The organism is Flavobacterium sp. YO12 (assembly GCF_004119495.1).
In the GTDB taxonomy this organism is placed as follows: Bacteria; Bacteroidota; Bacteroidia; order Flavobacteriales; family Flavobacteriaceae; genus Flavobacterium.
Genome location: NZ_NRQU01000068.1, coordinates 1 through 22,393 on the forward strand (window position 1 = coordinate 1; position 22,393 = coordinate 22,393).

Consider the following 22,393-nt stretch of genomic DNA (forward strand, 5'->3'; position numbering starts at 1 on the left):
CATTCTCTTAACCAACTAAAACCTACTCTACAAATTACCAGCACAATCTAAGAAAGAATTAACTGACAAAACACCACTATAAGTTAAATTAGCAGCATAAAAAGCCAATAATTTATAACTACTCCTTTTAGTTTAGCCTAAATCAAACATTCAAAACCCAAAACTGACACAACATGCTATAAATCAGAAAAAATAAACTATGTCATTCATTAAAAATAATCATAACAAAAAAAGAGCATTCATTATAAGATGAATGCTCTTTTTAAATTTATTTTGATTTTATAAATACTATTATCTAGTACCTCCAGCCCACCACACTTTTTCTGTGTAAACGTATGAACCGTCTCCGTATAGGTCTTTAATATTTGAATTTGAAGCAACATCAGATTGACCATACGCAAATCTTTGTGGAAATAATTCAGGTTTTGGATTTACCATAGGAATAAAACTTCCATTACCCATTGCTTGCAAACGTCTAATGTCATTGTAAGATTCAATACCTTCATTTTCGTAGAAAGAAATATGTTTTTCCAGCATTATTTTTTTCAATAAGGCATCACCTGTTAACGTTCCTATCGAAGCTATATAAGTATCTGCCTGAGCAGTTGTAAATGTTACAACTTGCTTTTTGGTGTATGCAGCCTTTATAGCATTATTCATCGTTGTTTGAGCCGTAGGCAGACCTAATCTAGCTTCAGCTTCAGCTTTTAAAAATAGTAATTCGTGGTAACTTAGTAAGTAAATCGGATTTTTTTCACTCATAAGTGCCGAAATAGAATACACACCTTGTCCTTCAACATCTTCTTTTGAATTATCAAAAGGAACGACCAAACCGTTCTTTTTTGTAAAAAATGAAGCAGTACGCGCATCAGAAGGCCCATTAGCTAACATTGTATCATAAAAACTTTTTGCGACACATATAAAACCTCGATCTAGTTGAACTCTGGCATAAGGATTCGGAACACCTGCATTTACAAGTTTTAGTTCATCGTCTGCATTAGCAAAAGAAGCATTTACGTAATTAATAACTTCTTGGTAATCGGCTTTTCTAAGTGATAATCGCATAGTGTATCTTGCTAATAAACCATTAGCTGCTTTTATCCATTTTGCTGAATTTCCCCCATAAATAACATCCTGATTTCCTAAACTTGCATAAGTTGTAGTTTTGTTTAGATTAGCAATACCATCATTTAATTTGGTAAAGATCTCCAAATAAATAGCTTCTTGTTTGTCTACTTTTGGTTGAAATATTATTCCTGCTTGTCCAGCTTCTGTGTAAGGTACATCTCCAAAAAGATCTGTAAGAACACTTAAATTATAAGCTAGTAATATCTGAGCTATACCTAATGTTTGATAGTTTCCTTTTTCTTCACCCGTTGAACATTTGTCGATAATTATACGTAATGTTTTTATTTGCTCATAACTATTGCCCCACCCATTATTATAAGTAGATGATAATTGCGGCTCAGCTCGTCTAACTTGTGCATTATACATTTGGTTATGGTTACCTGCATTTAATTCAGAGTATATTCCAGCATAAAATGAGGCATCAGAACCAGTTACTGAAAAAGCAGAGTTCACCATGACATCTGTAATCACTAATCGCGTAGCCATATCAGCTGGATTATTGACATTCTTATTTATATCATCCATCTTGTCCTCAGAACAAGCTTGAAATAAGAATAGAGCCATTATAGCACTTAATGTTATTTTTATATTCTTCATTTGTTTTTTTATTAAAATTTAAAGTTCATCCCAAAACCAATACTCTTCGTTTGCGGCATGGTCCATTGTTCAAATCCACCTGAAAAGTTGTTATTTCCTTGTGTTGCTTCTGGATCAAGATTTGGCATTTTTGACCATAACAAAATGTTCCTTGCAAAAATTGAAGCTCTAAGATCAACAGTATTGTTTAATAATTTAGGAAATTGGTACCCAAGAGTAACTTCTCTTAATTTTACAAAACTTGCATCGAAAACTGCAGATTCTGCAATACCATTTAAAGCTGCCGCTAATTGTTGTGCACCATTAGGATCTGAAGCACCTCCTCTAACAATGTCATTTGGAGTTCCGTCTGCTTTAACACCTGGATATATAAATTGAGATGTTCTGTCTGCAGTTCTTGCATCTACACCGTAAAAATTCATTAAGTTATTGGATCCGCTGTACATTTGTCCTCCATTTTTCCAATCCACTACTGCTCCAAGTGAAACTCTTTTGTACGTGATTTGAGTAGAACCTCCTAAAGTAAATTTAGGAGCAACTTCTCCCAGAACTTTTAATTCTCCATCTGCAACAGGAAGACCCTGAGCATTTACTATAATATTATTTTGTGCATCTCTTGCAAAGCCTGTACCGTAAATAACTGGAAAACGATCTCCTACACTAGCTCTAAGCTGCGGTGTTACAAATCCTCCTAAAAAGATGTTATCAACACCATTTGCCAATGCCTCTACGTACGAATCAATTTTAGAAAAGTTCACATTAAATGTCCAGTTAAAATCTGTAGTACGTATTGGATTTACCATTAATGATAATTCATGCACATCGTTACGCATTTTTCCGCCATTTGTCACAAGTGAACTTGCTCCTGTCGAACCTGCCAATGGAACACTAAAAATTTGATTTGTTGAATTCTGCTTAGAGAAAGTATAATCAATTCCAATTCTGTTATTGAAAAACTTTAAATCTGCCCCAACTTCATACGATTTTGTATTTTGTGGTTTTAAATTCGGGTCATATTGTATGTTATTAGGTATATACGAACTAACTCCTCCTAGTGGATATTGTATAGGCTGCCCTGACCAATATCCCCCACTATAAAGCGGATTTGTGTAATAATTTCCAACATAATCTCCTGCTTGTCCTACTTGAGCAATCGATCCTCTAAGTTTTGCATAAGAAAGAAACGAACCTCCTTTTAAACCTTCAAGCTCTGTTACTACGAAACCTAAAGATGCTGACGGATAAACAAAACTTCTGTTACCTCTTGGCATATTAGATGCAATATCTTTACGAATAGTTGCGCTTAAGAAAAGCATATTTCTGAATGATAATTCAGCATTACTAAAAAAACCAACAGTACGTTTTTGTCTACGATATTCTGCGGCGGTTATTGTTCTTGCATTAGCAATTGTTGCCCAGCCTCCAAAATTGAAAGCTGTTCCAAGATCATCATATTCTTTTGTGTTTTGATGATTGTACTCATTTCCAACCAAAACATTTAAATTAAGATCTTTAGTAATATTTATGTTGTAGTTTAATGTCAATAAAGAATTAATCACATCATTCGTTGTCCCATAAAGATGTGCACTGCTGCTTTGTCCTGATAAATCAAGTTTATTTCCAAATTCAAAAACATCTCTATAATTGGTTGTCCAAGAATCTACACCAGCTTGATACTTAACTGTTAATTTTTGACTTCCATCTGAACTTATAATTGGCGAGTACTGAATGTAAGCATTTCCATAAGCTCGATTCGTTTTTTCGCTAAATTCATTGTTTTTAGCAGCCCAGTAAGGATTATTGAAAACACTTGGTCTGTAATAGATTTGATCGTATGGATTAGCAGGATTAGCGTAACCAATTCCTTTTAAGTCATAACTTCTTGGAGCTGCAAATACTCCAACTATAGCGCCATCATTTGCTGATGTACTTTTACTTATTTTAGTTTCTACATAGTTAAATGAGAAACCAGTTTTCCACTCATTATTTAATTTTGTATCTACAACAGCTTTTGCAGTATATCGATTCATCCCTGTTTCAGGAATAATACCATCTTGCTTTGAAGTTCCTACACCAAATGAATAATTAGTTTTCTCTGTTGCCTGAGAAATGTTCAATGAATTATTAATTGTAAATCCTGTTTTAAAAAAATCATTAATATTATTATAAGCTTTAGGAACTACCCAAGGATCTAAGCCCGCTTTCGCTCTTTGAGGCACATAATATTTTCCAGGTTTAAGCACTCCGCCATTAAGCGTATTAGCTATATTTCCGCCATATACAGGATCATTAGGTAATTCTGAAATTTTTGGCCCCCAGTTCGTCGAAGCATTTGGGTTAAATATTCCATTTGAACCTTGAGCATATTCATTTTGAGTCTCAGGCTTTTTTGAAATTGTTTCAAAACTTGTAGAGGTATTAAAAGTAATAACCGGCTTACCACCTTGAGCTAAATTTCTTCCGCTTTTTGTAGTAATTACAATTACACCATTAGAAGCTCTTAGTCCGTATAGAGCAGACGCAGCTTGTCCTTTTAAAACATTTATCGACTCAATTTCATTTGGGTCAATATCCACCGCTCTGTTTGCAATATCCGCTCCTGTAACTCCATTTTTCGTACTGAAATCTGCTTGAGATGCTACAGGCATACCATCAATAACATACAAAGGAGTATTATTTCCTGTAAAAGAACGAGCTCCACGAATTATAATCTGTGAAGAAGCTCCAGGAGCACCACTTGATGGCGTAATAGACACACCTGCTAATTTTCCTTGCAGGGCACCAGCAAGACTATTATTATTCCCTCTAGTAATATCGGCCGCTTTTACTTCTTGCGTAGCATATCCAAGCGCACGTATACTTTTCTTAACCCCTAATGCTGTAATTACAACACTTTCCAATTCTTGTGCACCTCCATCTGCCATTTTTACATTAATAGTAGAAGAACTTGCTGCAATTTCTTGAGTCTTCATTCCCAAATAGCTAAATACTAATACTTGGTTTGATGATGCTTTGATAGAAAACTTACCGTCAAAGTCCGTTTGTGTTCCGTTTTTAGTTCCTTTAACCAGCACACTCACACCTGGCAGAACCATTCCTGCATTATCAGAAACCTTTCCGGAAACAGTTCTTTCTTGCGCAAATGTTAATTGCATGCTAAGAACAAAAAAGAAGATCACTAATCCTTTTAATTTTTGTTTCATTATTTTTTTGTTTAGAATTATTGGGGTCGAACTTATAAAATTAAAATAATTTTAACAAGTTTTATATGTCTTTTAACATTACATAATGAAATACTAATACTACAATAAATTTTCTATTTAGTTAAAAAATAAATAATAACTTACAAATAATATTAAACTGGACAGAAAAAAGAAAAGAATCTCGTCTATTAATAAAATAACTACATTTTTAATAATACACTTAACAAAATAGAAAACCACTGTATCAAACATGAAAAAACCGTCTAAAAATTTTAGACGGCTCTTAACTCCTTACCATTTCGCACTAATAGGGTACTAATTCAATATAGACCAAAATGAATATAAGGAAGATATTCTCATCCTACACTAGATAACAAAAAAGCGGATTTTTTTTTGTAGAGATAGTTGTTTCGCTGTAAAGAACAAAACATCATAATTGTAAGAAGGGAGTCTTACATTATCAAATAAGATTTGTTTCTTGATTTCTGAAGCAAACATAATTAAAATAAAAGTGTTTTCCTACAATATAAAAATTTAAACATAAAATAAAACTTATTTTATCCTTATTTACTCTTTTTACTGTAGTAACGAAATAAAAAAGCCAATAGTTTTTCAACTATTGGCTTTATACAATTTAAAGAATGCTGTTGTTAAATATTAACTTGGATCAACACACTCAGAATAAGTAACGATATGTTTAGTCAAATCTGTCCATTTTGGCTCAGGATTATCAGAAATTACTTTTTGACAGCTTCCCCATAATGGTTGAAATTCTTTTTTGTAATCTTTTTTCTTTAATAAAAATGCTGGAGAATCTTTTTTAGCAACATAGTATGATTTTGCATCTCCACCAACAAATTTAACTCCTCCTACTCCTAAAGATGTAGTTTCTTTTGCATAAGGATCGCAATATACTTTAACATCTTTACTAAATCCAGGATTTAAAAGCTGCATTAATAATTTTGAGTTTTTCTTTTTAACTTTTACGTCAGCAGTTTCAAAATAAGCGTAACCTTGGTTTAAGAAATCTTGATTTAATTTCTCATCATTCCACTTTTTGAAATCTTCAAGAAAATTTAGTTTTTTTCCTAAATTATCAAGTCCGCTTGGCGGCAAATACATAAACTTAATATCTTCTGGTTTTAGTTTGTGTTTTTTTCCAGCTCCATCTTGCAATTTGATGAATTCAATTAATCCTTTGTCTCTGTCAATATCTCTAATAGTTCCATTAATTTCAGTTCCGTCAGCTAAAGTTATATACGCTGTTTTACTGTGTGAAAACCCATAAGATGGGGAAATTAAATTTTGTGCTTTCACTGCAGTAAATGCAACAAAAAGCATCATAAAAAGTAACGGTTTTTTAATCATTGTTTTGGTTTTAGAATTGTGCCTACTCTTACGATTTTCGGCTTCCTCGCTTTATTTTGACAACACAAAAGGAAGATTAACTTCTTAAAAAATATTTGTATTTTTAATTATAATTGACAATCATTTTCCTAACTGTAAACATAATTATAAAAACGATATATACAAGCCATAATTTATTTTTTTTACACGAAAATTCAGGCATACAATTCATAACATTTCTCTAACAATAGCTTTAACTTTTCTACATTTTTCAAAACACCAGCTATCAAATTAACTCAAAAAAAAAGCTGATAATTGTTTCCAATTATCAGCTTTTTAATAGGTTTTATTCAACTACATTCTTTCAGGAACTTCAATTCCTAATAGCGCAAATGCAGATTTTATAACTTCGGCAACTTTTTGTGAAAGCTGCACTCTGAATATTTTTTTTATTAAATCTACTTCACCTAAAATATGAACTGATTGATAGAACGAATTATATTCTTTTACTAAATCATAGGTATAGTTTGCAATTAATGCCGGGCTGTGATTTTGTGCCGCATTTTGAATTATCTCAGGAAAAAGCTCGATTAGTTTTACGAGTTCTTTTTCTTTTTCATGCAGCTCTTCAATCTGTGATTTAGCCGAAAAATCAAAATCGGCTTTACGTATGATTGATTGGATTCTTGCATAAGTATATTGAATAAACGGACCAGTATTTCCAGCAAAATCAACAGATTCTTCAGGATTAAACAAAATACGTTTTTTAGGATCTACTTTTAAAATATAATACTTTAATGCTCCAAGACCAATTGTTTTATACAATTTCGCTTTCTCCTCATCAGAGTAACTATTTAACTTCCCTAGATCTTCAGAGATCTGTTTTGCGGTATCTGCCATATCCTGCATCAAATCATCAGCATCAACAACAGTTCCTTCACGGCTTTTCATTTTTCCAGAAGGCAAATCAACCATTCCGTATGATAAATGATATAAGCTTGACGCCCAATCAAATCCTAATTTTTTAAGGATTAAGAACAAAACTTTAAAATGATAATCTTGCTCGTTACCAACGGTATAAACCATTCCGCCTACATCCGGCATATCTTTTACACGCTGAATCGCTGTTCCAATATCTTGCGTCATATAAACAGCAGTTCCGTCAGAACGTAATACAATTTTACGATCTAAACCTTCATCTGTCAAATCAATCCAAACAGAACCGTCAGGATCTTTTTCAAAAACGCCTTTATCAAGACCAACTTGAACAACATCTTTCCCTAATAAATAAGTATTGCTTTCGTAATAGTATTTATCAAAGTCAACGCCAAGGTTAGAATATGTGACAGCAAAACCGTCATAAACCCATTGGTTCATTTTTTTCCAAAGTGCAATAACTTTCTCATCACCAGCTTCCCATTTTTTAAGCATTTCTTGCGCTTCAATAATAATTGACGCTTGTTTTTTTGCTTCTTCTTCGGTTTTACCTGTTTCTATTAAATGATTAATTTCTGCTTTGTAAACTTTATCAAATTCAACGTAATACTTACCAACTAGTTTGTCTCCTTTTAAATTTGAACTTTCGGGAGTTTCGCCGTTTCCAAATTTCTCCCAAGCCAGCATCGATTTACAGATATGAATTCCACGATCGTTAATGATTTGTGTTTTATATACTTTTTTTCCTGATGCTTTGATAATTTCAGCTACAGAATATCCTAACAAATTGTTACGTACGTGACCTAAGTGTAAAGGCTTATTTGTATTTGGCGAAGAATATTCGACCATAATTGCTTTATCTTCAGCATTTGGAGTTACATATCCAAATTTAGAATTGTCTTTTATATCATTAAAGAAATTCAAATAATAACTGTCTGCTATTACAATATTCAAGAAACCAGAAACCACATTGAAACGAGCAACTTCTGAAACATTTTCAACAAGATAATTTCCAATTTTATTACCTAATTCTGCAGGATTGCTTTTAATAACTTTTACCAAAGGAAAAATCACCATTGTAATATCGCCTTCAAACTCTTTTCTAGTAGTTTGAAATTCGATTTTATCAACTGTAACGTCAAATAATGCTTGTATTGCTTTTTGTATAGAAGGTGTAAGAATTTGTGATAATGACATGTAAACTTATTTTTAAAGTGAGCAAAGATACTGCTTATTCATCAATAACAGAAAATGAATAACATATAAAATACTATATAACTATTAGAATTTCTTAAAACCTTCTTGCTTTCAAGTGTTAAAATTATCAAAAAATAAAAACCTTAATCCCTTACAAAACAGAAGCATTCATAAAATCACATATTTTTTTAACTTTTTTTCTGTAACATATCGCTGACTAAAGAGTCTTAATAAGGGACTTCGAATTTATTATGAAAAACAAAAAAAGTAAAATAAACAAAAACAAGCACATCATCAATCAATCAAAATAATCATTATCACATTATGAAACTAAAATTCTTTCTGTTGTTATTACTAGGTGTAATCTCGACAGTACAAGCTCAAAATTCAGGAACGGTCTCTGGAAAAATTACTGAAAAATCTAATAACGCGCCTATCTCTTATGCTACAGTATCTATTAAAGATAACGGAAAAGTTGTATCGGGCGTAAACACAGATGACAACGGAGACTTTACTTTTAAAAACTTAGCTTTAAAAAGTTATACAATTGAAATTCAATATATCGGTTTTAGAAAATATATTGGTTCAATCATTTTAAGTGAAAACAAGAAATCTGCAACTGTAAATGTTTCTCTTGAAGAAGAAGCAACTCAATTAAAAGGGGTAAACATTGTTGCTGAGCGTTCTACAATCGAACAAAAAATCGACAGAAAAGTAGTTAATGTTGGTAAAGATTTAACAACTGCCGGCGCTTCTGCATCAGATATTATGAACAATATCCCGTCTGTAAATGTAGATCAGGATGGAAAACTTTCGCTGCGTGGAAATGATAATGTTCGTGTGTTAATTGACGGAAGACCTTCAAATATCGACCCAGCGCAATTGTTAAAACAAATTCCATCAACTTCAATCAAAAAAATTGAGTTAATTACAAACCCAAGTGCAAAATACAATCCAGAAGGAATGTCTGGAATCATCAATATCATTTTGCACAAAAATGCGAATACTGGTTTTAATGGAAGTTACAGTGGAGGTATTACTTTTGGAGAAACTGCAAAATACAACCAATCTTTAGACTTAAATTATAAAACTGGAAAAGTAAATTTCTTTGGAAATGTTGGACAGAACTTTGGTAAATATCAAAATGAAGGTTTTATGAGAAGATTAGATCAAGATATTGTACAAAATATCGACGTTCTAAATGACAACGACTCTTATTTGTATAAAATTGGTATGGATTATTTAATTGATGATCATAACACTTTGTCTATTTATACGAACCAAAATAAATCTAATGGTAAAGGTTTTGTAAATACTGACATTGATTATAATAATGTGGCGGATTCTGATATTTACAACATCTTTCAGAAATCATCATATTCAGGGCCTGATCAAGTTGGAACTTATAATTTAGCCTACAAACACATCTTTAAAAAAGAAGGACACACTTTAGATTTTGAAGGAAATTATAGTGATAATAAAGAAGATCAATATGCTTCTTTTGACACAAAAACGACTAAACTTGATAACACTTCAAGTGATATTATTTTCAATGATTACATAAAAGGTACACGAAAATTAACCACTTTGAACCTTGATTACGTAAATCCATTAAACGAAAAAACGACACTTGAAGCTGGTGCTGAAGCCAGACTTACTAGAACAGATAACGATTATACAACCGGAAATCCTTTAATGCCAATTGCTGATCGTGTTTCAAATTACACTTATGATACTGATATATACTCTGCATATGTAACTTTTGGGCAAAAATTTAAAAAATTCAGCTATCAAGTTGGGGCTCGTTTTGAAAGCTATAAAGTAGCGGCAAATTTGAACTATGGTAAAGATAAATTTGATGATGATTATATCACATTATATCCATCTGCTTATTTAACGTATAACTTAAATGAGAAAAACACTTTACAATTTAGTTACAGCCGTCGTGTTGACCGTCCGAGTTTAGAGCAGACAAAACCTATTCGTGAGTTTGCAACTCCATTAGTTACTTCTTTAGGAAATCCTGAACTAAGACCTCAATTTACCAATTCTGTAGAGGTAAATTATACAAAAACACTTGAAAAAGGAAGTTTTACTGCAGGTGTTTTCGTAAGAAGCATTAATGATCAAATTAGCAGAATTTTATATCCAGACCCAGCAGATGCAAGTGGTGAGAAACAAATTATGACTTTTACTAACTACGATAATAATACTGCTTACGGTTTTGAAGCTTCGTTTAATTATAAAATTACAAAATGGTGGGATATCCAACCATCTATCGACTTTTCGAGCATTAACCAAGAGGGAATCGTATTTTTATATGATCCTGTAACTAAAAAAAGTAATCCGCTTGAACGAAAAATTACGGTTGCAGCATTTAATGGTCGTATGAATTCAAACTTTAAAGTAAACAAACGTTTAAGCTTTTTACTATTTGGCTTCTATAGAGGTGCTACAGACGGACTTCAAAACAACAGCCACGAAATGTATAAAATGGACATAGGTTCTCGTTATACTTTATTAAACAACAAAATGAATATAAGTTTACGTTTTAATGACGTTTTCAATACAATGAAATATGCTTTTGATACAATGTATCCTTACCCGCAATTGGGACAATTTACATGGGAAAGCCAAACCGTTTATTTAGGCTTAACGTATAACTTTGGAGGTGCTAAGATTAAAAACTTACAACGTAAGCAAAGAGAAGATAACACTAATAAAGGCGGCGGCGGAATGTTCTAATCCCGCTTTTATTAGATCTATTTTAATATTTTTTAAATAATTTCTTGTAGAAAAAAAGCCTGAAGTTTGCCAACTTCAGGCTTTTTATTTAGCTACAAAAAGTACTTTAACTCTTTTACTTCTTCTGGATTTGCTATTTCCGTATTATCTGTAATTGCTGATGAATGATAAAAAGTCGGCGCTAATTTATCTTGAAGCAATTTAATATTCGAAGATCGCAATCCACCGCCGGGCATAATTTCAATTCGATCTTTTGCCTGCTTTTGTATCAATACCAAATCAAAAATACCTTCTTCAACATTTTTTCCTCGTCCAGAAGTTAGAATTGTATTAAAACCACAGGCAATAACATCTTCAAGCGATTGCTCAAAATCATTAACTACATCGAAAGCACGGTGAAAAGTACACGAAAGTGAACCTGCTAAATTAACCAGCTCTTGATTTTGTTTTTTATTTACACTTCCATCTTCATTCAATATTCCAAAAACAAAACCGTCAACTCCTAGTTTTTTAAACTGTTTTATGTCTTGTTTCATTTCGACAAACTCATCATCGGTATAAACAAAATTTCCTCCGCGTGGTCGTATAATTACGTGCATTTTTATATTCAGCTTTTCACGAACTCTTACTGCTGTTATAGTATTTGGAGTTGTTCCGCCAAGCTGCATATTATCACATAATTCAATTCGGTCAGCACCATTTTCTTGTGAAATTATTGCCGATTCATAATTGAAACAGGCTATTTCTAGTTGATTTTTTTTCATTTTATTTTAAATCTATTTTTCGTCAAAAGAAACCTAACAGGTTTAAATACGCAATTTATAAAAAAACCTGCTCCAAAATGAAGCAGGTTTTCAAAATATAATGCAAGATGAATTAATTTACCATTTGATGATTGCACTAGCCCAAGTAAATCCACTTCCAAAAGCAGCCAAAACTACAGTATCTCCAGATTTAATCTTACCTTGTTCCCAAGCTTCTGTCAAAGCAATTGGAATAGATGCTGCGGTTGTATTTCCGTACTTTTGAATGTTATTATGAACTTGATCGTCTGATAATTTGAATTTATTTTGAATAAATTGTGAAATTCTCAAATTTGCCTGATGTGGAATCAACATATCAATATCTGAAACCTGCAAACCATTTGCTTCTAAACCTTCATTTATTACTTCTGCAAAACGAACTACTGCATTCTTGAATACAAACTGTCCGTTCATATACGGATAGTAACTTTCGTCATTCGGATCGTTATCTGCAATAATATCTGTTACCCAACGCGCTCCCATTCCAGGCGCCTGCAAAGCCAATTCTTCGGCATGCTGTCCTTCTGAGTGCAAATGTGTTGATAAAATTCCTTTCGTCAAATCTTCTTCACGGCTTAAAACAGCTGCTCCCGCTCCATCTCCAAAAATAACCGAAACCCCGCGTCCGCGAGTTGTCATATCTAGTCCTGTCGAATGCACTTCAGAACCTATTACCAAAATATTTTTATACATTCCGGTTTTAATATACTGATCTGCAACAGAAAGAGCATACACAAATCCAGAACATTGATTTCTAACATCTAAAGCTCCTACCGTTCTTAATCCTAAATCACGTTGTACTAAAACTCCAGGTCCTGGAAAATAGTAATCTGGACTTAATGTCGCAAAAACCACAAAATCTATATCTTCTTTGGCTACACCAGAACGCTCAATTGCAATTTTAGCAGCTTTCACTCCCATTGAAGTTGTAGTATCTTCTCCACGAATGATATGTCTTCTTTCCTGAATTCCTGTACGTTCCTGAATCCATTCATCATTGGTATCTATAATCTTAGACAAATCATCATTTGTCACGACATTTGAAGGAACATAATATCCTAAGCCCGCTATTTTTGAATGATACATATTCTTTTATTATTTGTTAAAAATTTAGAATGCAAATTTAAGTATACTTTAAAAAATTAGCATACAAATTAGTCTTTTTTTTCGTAATTATCAGTTTAATATCTTTTAATTATAAGACTATTTAAAAACATTTAATTCTCAATTAAACATCATTTTGAACAAATAACTGAAAAGAATGAAAAATAACCTATAAAATGTAACAAGACTACTGTATCTTAGACAAACATTTTTATGTGTTCTTAATTCAAATCCAAAAAATCCAAATCATGAAATTAAAGGTTACTCTATTCTTACTTTTACACCTTGGTTTATTTTCTTTTGCACAAGAAAATTTAACGTATCAAAAACCCTCTAAATCTATTCTAGATTTAGCCGATTACCAAAGAGCTCCAACCGTATCTATGGATACAAAAAAAGAAAACATGCTCTTGCTATACCGAAATACATACAAAACGCTTGATGATTTAAATCAAGAAGAACTTCGTTTAGCTGGTTTAAGAATCAATCCTATTACTAATATTTCAAGTACGGTTACTTATGTAACTAATCTTAAAGTTAGAAAAATAAATGGAAAAGATGAAGTTCAGGTTTCAGGACTGCCAAGCAATCCTAAAATCAGTAATATACTTTGGTCGCCAAATGACAAAAAAGTCTTATTCTCTCACACCACAAACTCGGGTGTTGAACTTTGGGTACTAGATATTGCAACAGCTCAAGCGACAAAACTTACTGAAGCAACCGTAAATGCAAATCTTGGAAATCCTTTCAGCTGGTTTTTAGACAATGAAACTATTTTGGTAAAAATGCTTCCAAAAAACAGACAACCTCTATTAGACTCTAAAAAAGATTTACCAACCGGCCCAATTATCTCTAACACTTCTGGTGAAAAATCTCAAAATAGAACTTATCCTGATATGTTGAAAAACAAAAATGATGAGGCTAATTTTGAAAACATAATAACATCTGAATTATATAAAGTAAAACTAAATGGAGATACCACTTTATATAAAGAAGCAGCTATGTTTGCCGGTGAAAGAATTTCGCCAGATGGTAATTACATAATGCTGACCACTATTCAAAAACCTTTTTCGTACGTAGTTCCATTAAACAGATTTCCATCTAAAACAGTTGTTTATGACTTAAGAGGAAAAGAAATTAAAACGGTTAACGAAGTTCCTTTAAACGAAATCATGCCAAAAGGTTTTATGGCTGTTCGCAAAGGAAAAAGAGAAATGGCATGGAGAAATGACAAACCTGCAACTTTATCTTATGTAGAAGCTTTAGACGAAGGTAATCCAGCTAACAAAGTAGATTTTAGAGATGAAGTTTTTCTATGGGAAGCTCCATTTACAAATAATGCAACAACATTAGTAAAGCTTCCTCAACGCTATAGTTATATTACTTGGGGGAACGATAATATTGCTTTTATTACTGACGAATGGTATGACACTCGTAACACTAAAACATACCTAATCGATCCTTCAAATCCGGGACAGCAGCCAAAAGTAGTTACGGATAGAAACCAACAAGATGTTTATTCAGATCCAGGAGTTTTTGAAACTAAAAAGAATGAATACAACAAACAAGTTTTAGCGATCGAAAAAGACAATGCTTACCGAATTGGTGACGGATATACAAAAGAAGGACAGTTCCCTTTTATTGATGAATTCAATTTAAAAACTTTAAAATCAAAACGTATTTATACTTCTCCATACAAAGACAAAAAAGAAGATTTAATCGAAATTGAAGACTTCAAAACTGGAAAAGTTTTAGTTCAAATACAATCTAAGAGTGAATATCCAAATTACTATTTTAGAAACATCAAAAAACAAAATAGTATAACACCTATTACTGCTTTTAAAAATCCATTTGAAAGCATTAAAGATGTTAGTAAAGAAGTAATCAAATACAAACGTAAAGATGGATTAGAGCTTTCTGGAACTTTATACCTTCCTGTTGGTTATGATAAAGCTAAAAAAGAGAAAATGCCTTTATTAATCTGGGCTTATCCTGCTGAATATAAAGACAGAAACAGTGCAAGTCAATCAACTCAAAACTCTAACGAATTTACATTTCCATATTATGGATCATTTGTATATTGGGTTACAAAAGGATATGTAGTTCTTGATGATGCTGCTTTTCCAATTATTGGAGAAGGAAAAACAGAACCAAATGACAATTTTATCTCTCAGTTAGTAGACAACGCTGCAGCTGCAATTGATGCTGTTGATGCATTAGGTTATATCGATCGTAAAAAAGTGGCTGTTGGAGGACATTCTTACGGTGCATTTATGACAGCAAATTTACTAACGCATTCTAACTTATTTGCGTGCGGAATTGCGAGAAGCGGTGCTTACAACAGAACGCTTACTCCATTTGGATTTCAAACTGAACAAAGAAACTATTGGGAAGTTCCTGAAGTTTACAATACGATGTCACCGTTTATGAACGCTGATAAAATGAAAACTCCATTATTATTAGTTCACGGTGAAGCAGATAACAACCCTGGAACTTTTACTTTACAGACTGAGCGTTATTTTCAAGCTTTAAAAGGTTTGGCTGCTCCTGCAAGAATGGTAATTTTACCGAAAGAATCACACAGTTATGTTGCTAAAGAAAATATTCTACACTTACTTTGGGAACAAGATCAGTTTTTAGAAAAGTATTTAAAAAAATAAATCTCTATAATCGATTATAAAAATAAACCCGATAGATTTAAAATCTATCGGGTTTTGTATTTTACAAGTAATTTAAACCAAGAAATATTTCTTGCTCTAACGGAAGATCTATTTCACTTTCAAAAAACACCAGCTGCCTTTTATAAACCGTTTCAATCAAAAAATGACTTCCTCTAAAATAAGTTCTTCTAATCTTTACGGGAAGTTTTGATTCTGAAACCATTTTAAATTGATGTGGATAAACTAATGTTTTATGTGTTTCATCCTCGTAAGGAAGTAATAAATGCGTTGCAATTTCATTTACTTCACCAAACAATGAAGCCACATATTTTGTTTCAGGATCCTCATATATTTTTGTTGGATTATCCTTAACAATTACTTCTCCGTGACGCATAACAATTGCTTCGTCTGCAAATGACAAAGCATCTGTACTGTCATGTGTGGCAATAATGCAGGTAATTCCTTTTTGCTTTAAATAACGAAATAAATTACGACGCAAAGCATTTTTACGAAAAGCATCGATCTGACTAAAAGGCTCGTCTAACAAGATAACTTCGGGTTCTAGAGCCAAAACTCTTACCAAAGCCACTCGCTGCTGCTGGCCACCACTCAAAAATTTTGCTTTAACATTAGAGAACGATTCCATTTCTACCATCTCTAACAACTCCTGAACACGAAGTTTTTTCATATTAGCAAAACCATTCGACAGAAACTTACCCACATTTTCAGCAACCGTTTCATATGGAGATAAGTCAAAATCCTGCGCTAGATATTTCATAAATGGCATACCTGGAATCAAATTGTACTTTGGTCCTAAAATTGGTTTTTCACCATAAAACATTTTTCCCTCGTCTAGATTATATAAACCATATATAAGTTTAAGCAGCGTGCTTTTTCCGCAGCCGCTTTCTCCAATAATAGCAATATTCTCGCCTTTGTTTATAGTAAAAGAAACGTCTTTAATAACGGGTTTATCGGTATACGTAAAAGAGATATTCTGAATGTCAAGCATGGGTTGTATTTGAAAGTCCAAATTTACAATGTTTAATTTCTAATGTCAAAAAAAAAGCTGCATCAATTAAGAAACAGCTTTTTTTATATTTTATTTTATCTGAAATTACTTTCCAGCTTCTGCTTTTGCATCATTTACCATTTTGTCATTTGCAGTAATAGAAAATTCTACACGACGGTTTTGAGCTCTTCCTTCTGGAGTATCGTTTGTTGCAATAGGATCAACAATACCCAAACCTGAAGTTTTGAAACGGCTAGATTTTAATCCTTTAGAAACTAAATAAGCTTGCACAGAAGCAGCTCTTTGTCCTGAAAGTGTCAAGTTATATTCTGGTTTACCAGTATTATCTGTATAACCAAAAATTTGAATATCAGTATCACCATAGTCATTAAATACAGGAACTAATTTATCTAAGTTTGCTTTAGCTTGAGGAGTAAGCGTCGATTTATTAGTATCAAAACGAACCGCATTTTCGTTTAAAGTTAAGTGAATTCCTTCACCAACTCTTTCAACATCTGCACCTGGCAAAGCCTGATCGATTTCACGAGCCTGTTTGTCCATTTTGTTTCCAATAAGAGCACCAGTTCCACCACCAACAGCAGCACCAATAGCAGCGCCTAAAGCAGCATTCCCGCCATGTCCTAAATTATTTCCTAGAATACCACCAATAAGAGCTCCTGCAGCAACTCCTATCCCTGCTCCTTTTTGTGTATTATTTGCATTTTGCACTGAGTCGCAGCTTGTAAACAAACTAACTAATACTAGTAAGCTACTTAATCCTAAAACTGTTATCTTTTTCATTTTTTTTCCCTTTTTATTATAAATTAATTAGCTCTCTGAAATTGGTAAGTAACATCTTTTACTTGTCCGCCCACATTAATGTTGTCAATTAACTGAAATGAATTATCAGTAAGTCCTGCAACTTTAAGTAAATATCCTGATTTAACATTTTTTGATTTTGTTCCCGGATCAACAATTTTAAGTACAAAAAGTCCTTGATTGTTAATACTCCAAACAATTGGAGAAGTAAAACCAGTACAGCTTGGAGATGTTAAAGCCATCGTACCTTTATTATTATTTGAAATAAAACTCCAAGTACTGCCTATAAAACACTTAGAATCTGCAAGATCAAAAGAAGTTACTTTGATATAATCAGAGCCTGGATAAGACACATTAGTAAGTACCCAATTTCCTTTTAGTGCAACTTGAGTCGGTCGATCAAGTTTAGTCGAAAGCGTTGGTGCTTCATTAGAAGAAGCTGTTGTAGACGAAGCTGATTTACACGCAAAAAACGTAGCGGCAACCATGCAAATGAAAATAATTTTCTTCATTTTGTTACATTATTTAAGTTAATACTTACTCGTTTAACAATTATTATACCACAAATATACGATTCGTGCCGACAAAATTTGTTTTAGAATCCATTTATTTTCTTTCAAAATTAACACTTGCGACAATTTGTCATCTTAAAAGCAATTGGTATTTTATTTGACAGAATGAAAATCATCAAGTTAAACTCAAAAAATTAAAAAATATGACAACAGGTAAAATTAATGTTTCGGTAGAAAACATCTTTCCCTTAATCAAAAAGTTTTTATACAGCGACCACGAAATTTTTCTTCGTGAGCTGGTTTCAAACGGAACCGATGCCACTTTAAAATTAAAACATCTTATAAGCATCGGCGAAGCCAAAGTTGAATACGGAAATCCAGTTATTGAAATCAAAGTTGATAAAGAAGGAAAAAAAATCCACATTATCGACCAAGGTTTAGGTATGACTGCTGATGAAGTAGAAAAATACATTAATCAAGTTGCTTTTTCAGGAGCCGAAGAATTCTTAGATAAATACAAAGATTCTGCAAAAGATTCTGGAATTATTGGGCATTTTGGTCTTGGTTTTTATTCTGCATTTATGGTTGCAGAAAAAGTAGAAATCATTACTAAATCATATAAAGATGAACCTGCAGCTCACTGGACTTGCGACGGAAGCCCTGAATTTACTTTAGAACCGGCTGACAAAACTTCGCGTGGTACAGAAATCATTCTTCACGTTGCCGAAGATTCTTTAGAATTTTTAGAAGATTCTAAAATCAGCAGCTTATTGAATAAGTATAACAAGTTTATGCCTATTCCAATTAAATTTGGAACAAGAACTGAAACTCTTCCTAAACCGGAAAATGCTCCAGAAGATTATGTAAATGAAACTGTCGAAATTGACAACATCATTAATAACCCAAATCCAGCTTGGACAAAACAGCCATCTGAATTATCTGATGAAGATTATAAAAACTTCTACAGAGAATTGTATCCAATGCAGTTTGAAGAGCCGTTATTCAACATTCACTTAAATGTAGATTATCCGTTTAACCTAACTGGGATTTTATATTTCCCTAAATTAGGTTCTGACATGCAGATCCAAAAAGATAAAATTCAATTATACCAAAACCAAGTTTACGTTACTGATAACGTAGAAGGAATTGTACCTGAATTTTTAACGATGCTTAAAGGTGTTATTGATTCACCAGATATTCCGTTAAACGTTTCACGTTCAGGCTTACAAGCTGATGGTGCCGTTAAGAAAATTTCAAACTATATCACTCGTAAAGTAGCTGATAAATTGAAAGCTTTATTTAACGAAAACCGTGCTGATTTTGAAGCAAAATGGAACGATATTAAAATCGTTTTAGAGTACGGAATGCTTTCTGAAGATAAATTCTACGAAAAAGCGGGTGCATTTGTTTTGTATCCAACAGTAGATAATACTTATTTTACTTTAGAAGAATTAAAAGAAAAATTAAAAGAGAACCAAACTAACAAAGATGGTAAACTTGTAGTTCTTTATGCAGGAAACAAAGAAGAACAGCATTCTTATATTGAAACTGCAAAAGAAAAAGGCTACGAAGTATTACTTTTAGATTCGCCTATTATTTCGCATTTAATTCAGAAAATTGAAAACGACAATACAGATTTAACTTTTGTTCGTGTAGACTCTGATCATATTGATAATTTAATCAAAAAAGATGAAAACACAATTTCAAAATTATCTGATGAAGAAAAAGAAACTTTAAAAACATCATTAGAAGCTTATATTCCAAAAGCATATAGCGTACAACTTGAAGCTATGGACAGCCAAGCAGCACCATTCATCATTACGCAGCCAGAATTTATGCGTAGAATGAAAGAAATGAGTCAAAGCGGCGGCGGCGGAATGTTTGGAATGAACAATATGCCAGAAATGTACAACTTAGTTGTAAACACTAATTCTGACTTAGCTACAAGCATCTTAAACACTGAAGACAAAACACATCAGGAGCACTTGGTAAAACAAGCATTAGATTTAGCTAAATTATCGCAAAATCTATTAAAAGGTGAAGCTTTAACCGCTTTTGTAAAAAGAAGTTTCGAAATGATTAAATAATCTTTTCTAAAAAAAACTCACTCTAAAATCCTACAGCACAATGCTGTGGGATTTTTTTTTGTGATACATTTTTTTTATTACATTTGAATACCCTATTAATCTAACCTTAAACAAAACTACTATGAAAAAAACTTTTTTTCTCTTTGCAGTAATCTGCATTTCTACATTTTTCTACATTTCATGTTCAAGCAATGATGACATCTCAAATCAAACAGACACGAGTGCTGTTGGCGCATCAGTATTAATTGATGCTACCAACGACATAGACATAAAAACCGGATTAGCAGTAACTTCAAATAACAATTCAACAAGCAAAACCACCGAAAGTGTACCCGTGATTTGTGCCAATGTCGTAACCGAGGTTTCTAATAAAGATTCTTATCCAAAGATTTTTAATATTGATTATGGTACTTCAGGTTGTACAAGTAATCAAATACTTAGAAAAGGAAAATTAAAAATTACTCTTTCTGGCCCAGTAACAGCCACAGGAAGCAAAATGACTATTGAACGAATTGATTATTCCATAAATAACCTCAAACTAGAAGGAACAATTGAATACACAAATACTACCACGGTAGCTACTGTACCGCAATTTAGCCGAAAAGTAATTAATGGCAAACTAACTGATTTAACAGGAAGAGTTTATCCAAACTCAGGTATCGTTACAGTAAAACAAACAGCTGGTGTTGACACTCCATTTGTTCTCGAAGACAACGTTTATGAAATGCCAGAAGGAACACATACTATAACAACTGATAAAGGAGGATCTCTAACATTGACTGTTCAAGAAACTCTAATTAAAAAATACTCTTGCGAGTTTATTTCTAAGGGAAAATTAAAAATTACCGGCGGTTCCTTAAATGGTGTTATTGATTATGGAAATCTAGAGTGTGACACGAAATACACCTACACACATGAAAATGGAACAGCCTACATTTTATCAATGTAAATGATTCATTTTTAAAAATATATACAAATCTCAGTTTAGAAATAAATTGGGATTTTTTTTATTAAAATTTAATTCCCATTCATTACATTCAAACTATTTTCTTTATTTTGCACCAAAATCTAAAAACTAATGAAAAAATCAATTATTGCCTTTGTTACTCTTGCACTACTTGCATCATGCAGCAAAAAAGAATCTGCTGACAACTTACATATAACTGGAAATATAAAAGGTTTAAAAAGCGGAACCCTTTACATTCAACGATTTGCCGACACATCCCTTGTTGCAATTGACAGCATTAAAATTGATGGAAATTCAGCATTTGAAAGAGATCTAAAATTAGAATCACCAGAAGTATTGTATTTATTTCTAGATCGTGGTACATCAAATTCTTTAGACAATAATATTTTATTTTTTGCAGAACCAGGAAATATCAATATCGAAACTAATCTGGATAATTTTATTGCAAGTGCAAAAATCACTGGATCAAAAAATCAGGAATTATATGAGCAGTATCAAAAAATAAACTCTCGTTTTATAGATGAAAACCTTACTATGGTAGCGTCGAAATTCAAAGCGATAAAAAGACAAGATCAAAAAGCAATAGATAGTATAGATGCCAAACAACAAGCAAATATTAAAAGAAAATATTTGTATGCAACAAACTTCGCTATTAACAATAAAGATTATGAAGTAGCACCTTATATTGCTTTAGCCGAAATTTATGATATAAATGTTAAATTTCTTGATACGATTCAAAAAACAATGACTCCAAAAGTAGCAAAATCGCTTTACGGAAAAAAACTCACCAAATATGTAGCCGAAATCAAAAAGGCTGAACAAAAATAATTTTTGATATATTTCATAAAGGTCCTGAAATATTCAGGACCTTTTTTTATACACTAAATTTAAAAACTAAGAATCATTAGTTTCAATAGTACCAATTAAACTCCCTATTGAATCACCTTACAAAGTTACAGGCGCATATTACTTTGTTTCTTAAAATGCTCCTGCTAGAGACACTAACTACCTTTACATCAATTCCTATTAAGAAAAAGGAATACTTCATTAATACCCAAAAGAGATTACCAGTACCAATTAAAGTCTCTTTCTAGCCCAAGACTTCTGCATATCTCAACAAAATAAAAGCTTCTAAAGAACTTTATTCATTCGAAGGCATTCTGTATATAAAGAATAAAAAACAACTTTAAAACAGCTAAAAACTAAAACACAGCCGTCGCTTTCGACTGCTGAGATACTATATATTTCAGGATTGATTTCCAAAACCGCTATAAAA

The 22,393-nt window shown here is 32.4% G+C and carries 14 protein-coding genes; 5 read left to right on the plus strand and 9 right to left on the minus strand.

All coding sequences use genetic code 11. From position 1 onward, the window contains the following. Positions 1-291: 291 nt before the first annotated feature. The 4 genes from BOW55_RS17565 to argS form a co-directional block, all read right to left on the minus strand. The gene (locus tag BOW55_RS17565) at positions 292-1,725 is read right to left on the minus strand and encodes a SusD/RagB family nutrient-binding outer membrane lipoprotein (protein WP_129025388.1); all 1,434 of its coding nucleotides are present in this window, start codon (positions 1,723-1,725) and stop codon (positions 292-294) included. Positions 1,726-1,736: 11 nt separating this feature from the next. Continuing rightward, positions 1,737-4,928, minus strand: coding sequence for a SusC/RagA family TonB-linked outer membrane protein (locus tag BOW55_RS17570; protein WP_129025390.1), 3,192 nt, complete (start codon positions 4,926-4,928; stop codon positions 1,737-1,739). A 657-nt stretch (positions 4,929-5,585) separates the two neighbouring features. Next, complete coding sequence (locus BOW55_RS17575; RefSeq protein ID WP_123872417.1) at positions 5,586-6,296, minus strand: hypothetical protein; 711 nt, start codon at positions 6,294-6,296, stop codon at positions 5,586-5,588. A gap of 333 nt (positions 6,297-6,629) precedes the next feature. Next, positions 6,630-8,408 carry an arginine--tRNA ligase gene (gene argS, locus BOW55_RS17580; RefSeq protein ID WP_129025392.1) on the minus strand — a complete coding sequence of 593 codons (1,779 nt, stop codon included), beginning with the start codon at positions 8,406-8,408 and terminating at the stop codon, positions 6,630-6,632. 324 nt (positions 8,409-8,732) lie between these two features. Between argS and BOW55_RS17585 the strand changes: the two genes are divergently transcribed. Next, positions 8,733-11,153, plus strand: coding sequence for a TonB-dependent receptor domain-containing protein (locus BOW55_RS17585; RefSeq protein ID WP_129025394.1), 2,421 nt, complete (start codon positions 8,733-8,735; stop codon positions 11,151-11,153). 92 nt (positions 11,154-11,245) lie between these two features. On the opposite strand, the gene BOW55_RS17590 is transcribed toward BOW55_RS17585, so the two are convergent. Together BOW55_RS17590 and BOW55_RS17595 are read right to left on the minus strand one after the other, a co-directional pair. Then, positions 11,246-11,917, minus strand: coding sequence for a copper homeostasis protein CutC (locus BOW55_RS17590; protein ID WP_129025395.1), 672 nt, complete (start codon positions 11,915-11,917; stop codon positions 11,246-11,248). A gap of 117 nt (positions 11,918-12,034) precedes the next feature. Continuing rightward, positions 12,035-13,042: a 3-oxoacyl-ACP synthase III family protein gene (locus BOW55_RS17595; RefSeq protein ID WP_089055930.1), complete on the minus strand. Its 1,008-nt coding sequence runs from the start codon at positions 13,040-13,042 to the stop codon at positions 12,035-12,037. A gap of 266 nt (positions 13,043-13,308) precedes the next feature. On the opposite strand from BOW55_RS17595, the gene BOW55_RS17600 reads away from it, so the two are divergent. Next, entirely contained in the window at positions 13,309-15,720 is a 2,412-nt protein-coding gene (locus BOW55_RS17600; RefSeq protein ID WP_129025397.1) for a prolyl oligopeptidase family serine peptidase, read from the plus strand. Between the two features lie 61 nt (positions 15,721-15,781). On the opposite strand, the gene BOW55_RS17605 is transcribed toward BOW55_RS17600, so the two are convergent. The 3 genes from BOW55_RS17605 to BOW55_RS17615 form a co-directional block, all read right to left on the minus strand. Next, positions 15,782-16,732, minus strand: coding sequence for an ABC transporter ATP-binding protein (locus tag BOW55_RS17605; RefSeq protein WP_129025407.1), 951 nt, complete (start codon positions 16,730-16,732; stop codon positions 15,782-15,784). 105 nt (positions 16,733-16,837) lie between these two features. Then, entirely contained in the window at positions 16,838-17,533 is a 696-nt protein-coding gene (locus BOW55_RS17610; RefSeq protein WP_129025399.1) for an OmpA family protein, read from the minus strand. A 23-nt stretch (positions 17,534-17,556) separates the two neighbouring features. Further along, a complete protein-coding gene (locus tag BOW55_RS17615) occupies positions 17,557-18,063 on the minus strand; it encodes a lipocalin family protein (protein WP_164975061.1) in 507 nt (168 codons plus the stop codon). Positions 18,064-18,266: 203 nt separating this feature from the next. Between BOW55_RS17615 and htpG the strand changes: the two genes are divergently transcribed. From htpG to BOW55_RS17630, 3 genes are all read left to right on the plus strand, one after another. Further along, complete coding sequence (gene htpG / locus BOW55_RS17620) at positions 18,267-20,150, plus strand: molecular chaperone HtpG (protein ID WP_129025401.1); 1,884 nt, start codon at positions 18,267-18,269, stop codon at positions 20,148-20,150. A 121-nt stretch (positions 20,151-20,271) separates the two neighbouring features. Then, complete coding sequence (locus BOW55_RS17625; protein WP_129025403.1) at positions 20,272-21,099, plus strand: hypothetical protein; 828 nt, start codon at positions 20,272-20,274, stop codon at positions 21,097-21,099. Between the two features lie 129 nt (positions 21,100-21,228). After that, positions 21,229-21,945: a DUF4369 domain-containing protein gene (locus BOW55_RS17630; RefSeq protein WP_129025405.1), complete on the plus strand. Its 717-nt coding sequence runs from the start codon at positions 21,229-21,231 to the stop codon at positions 21,943-21,945. Positions 21,946-22,393: the final 448 nt, after the last annotated feature.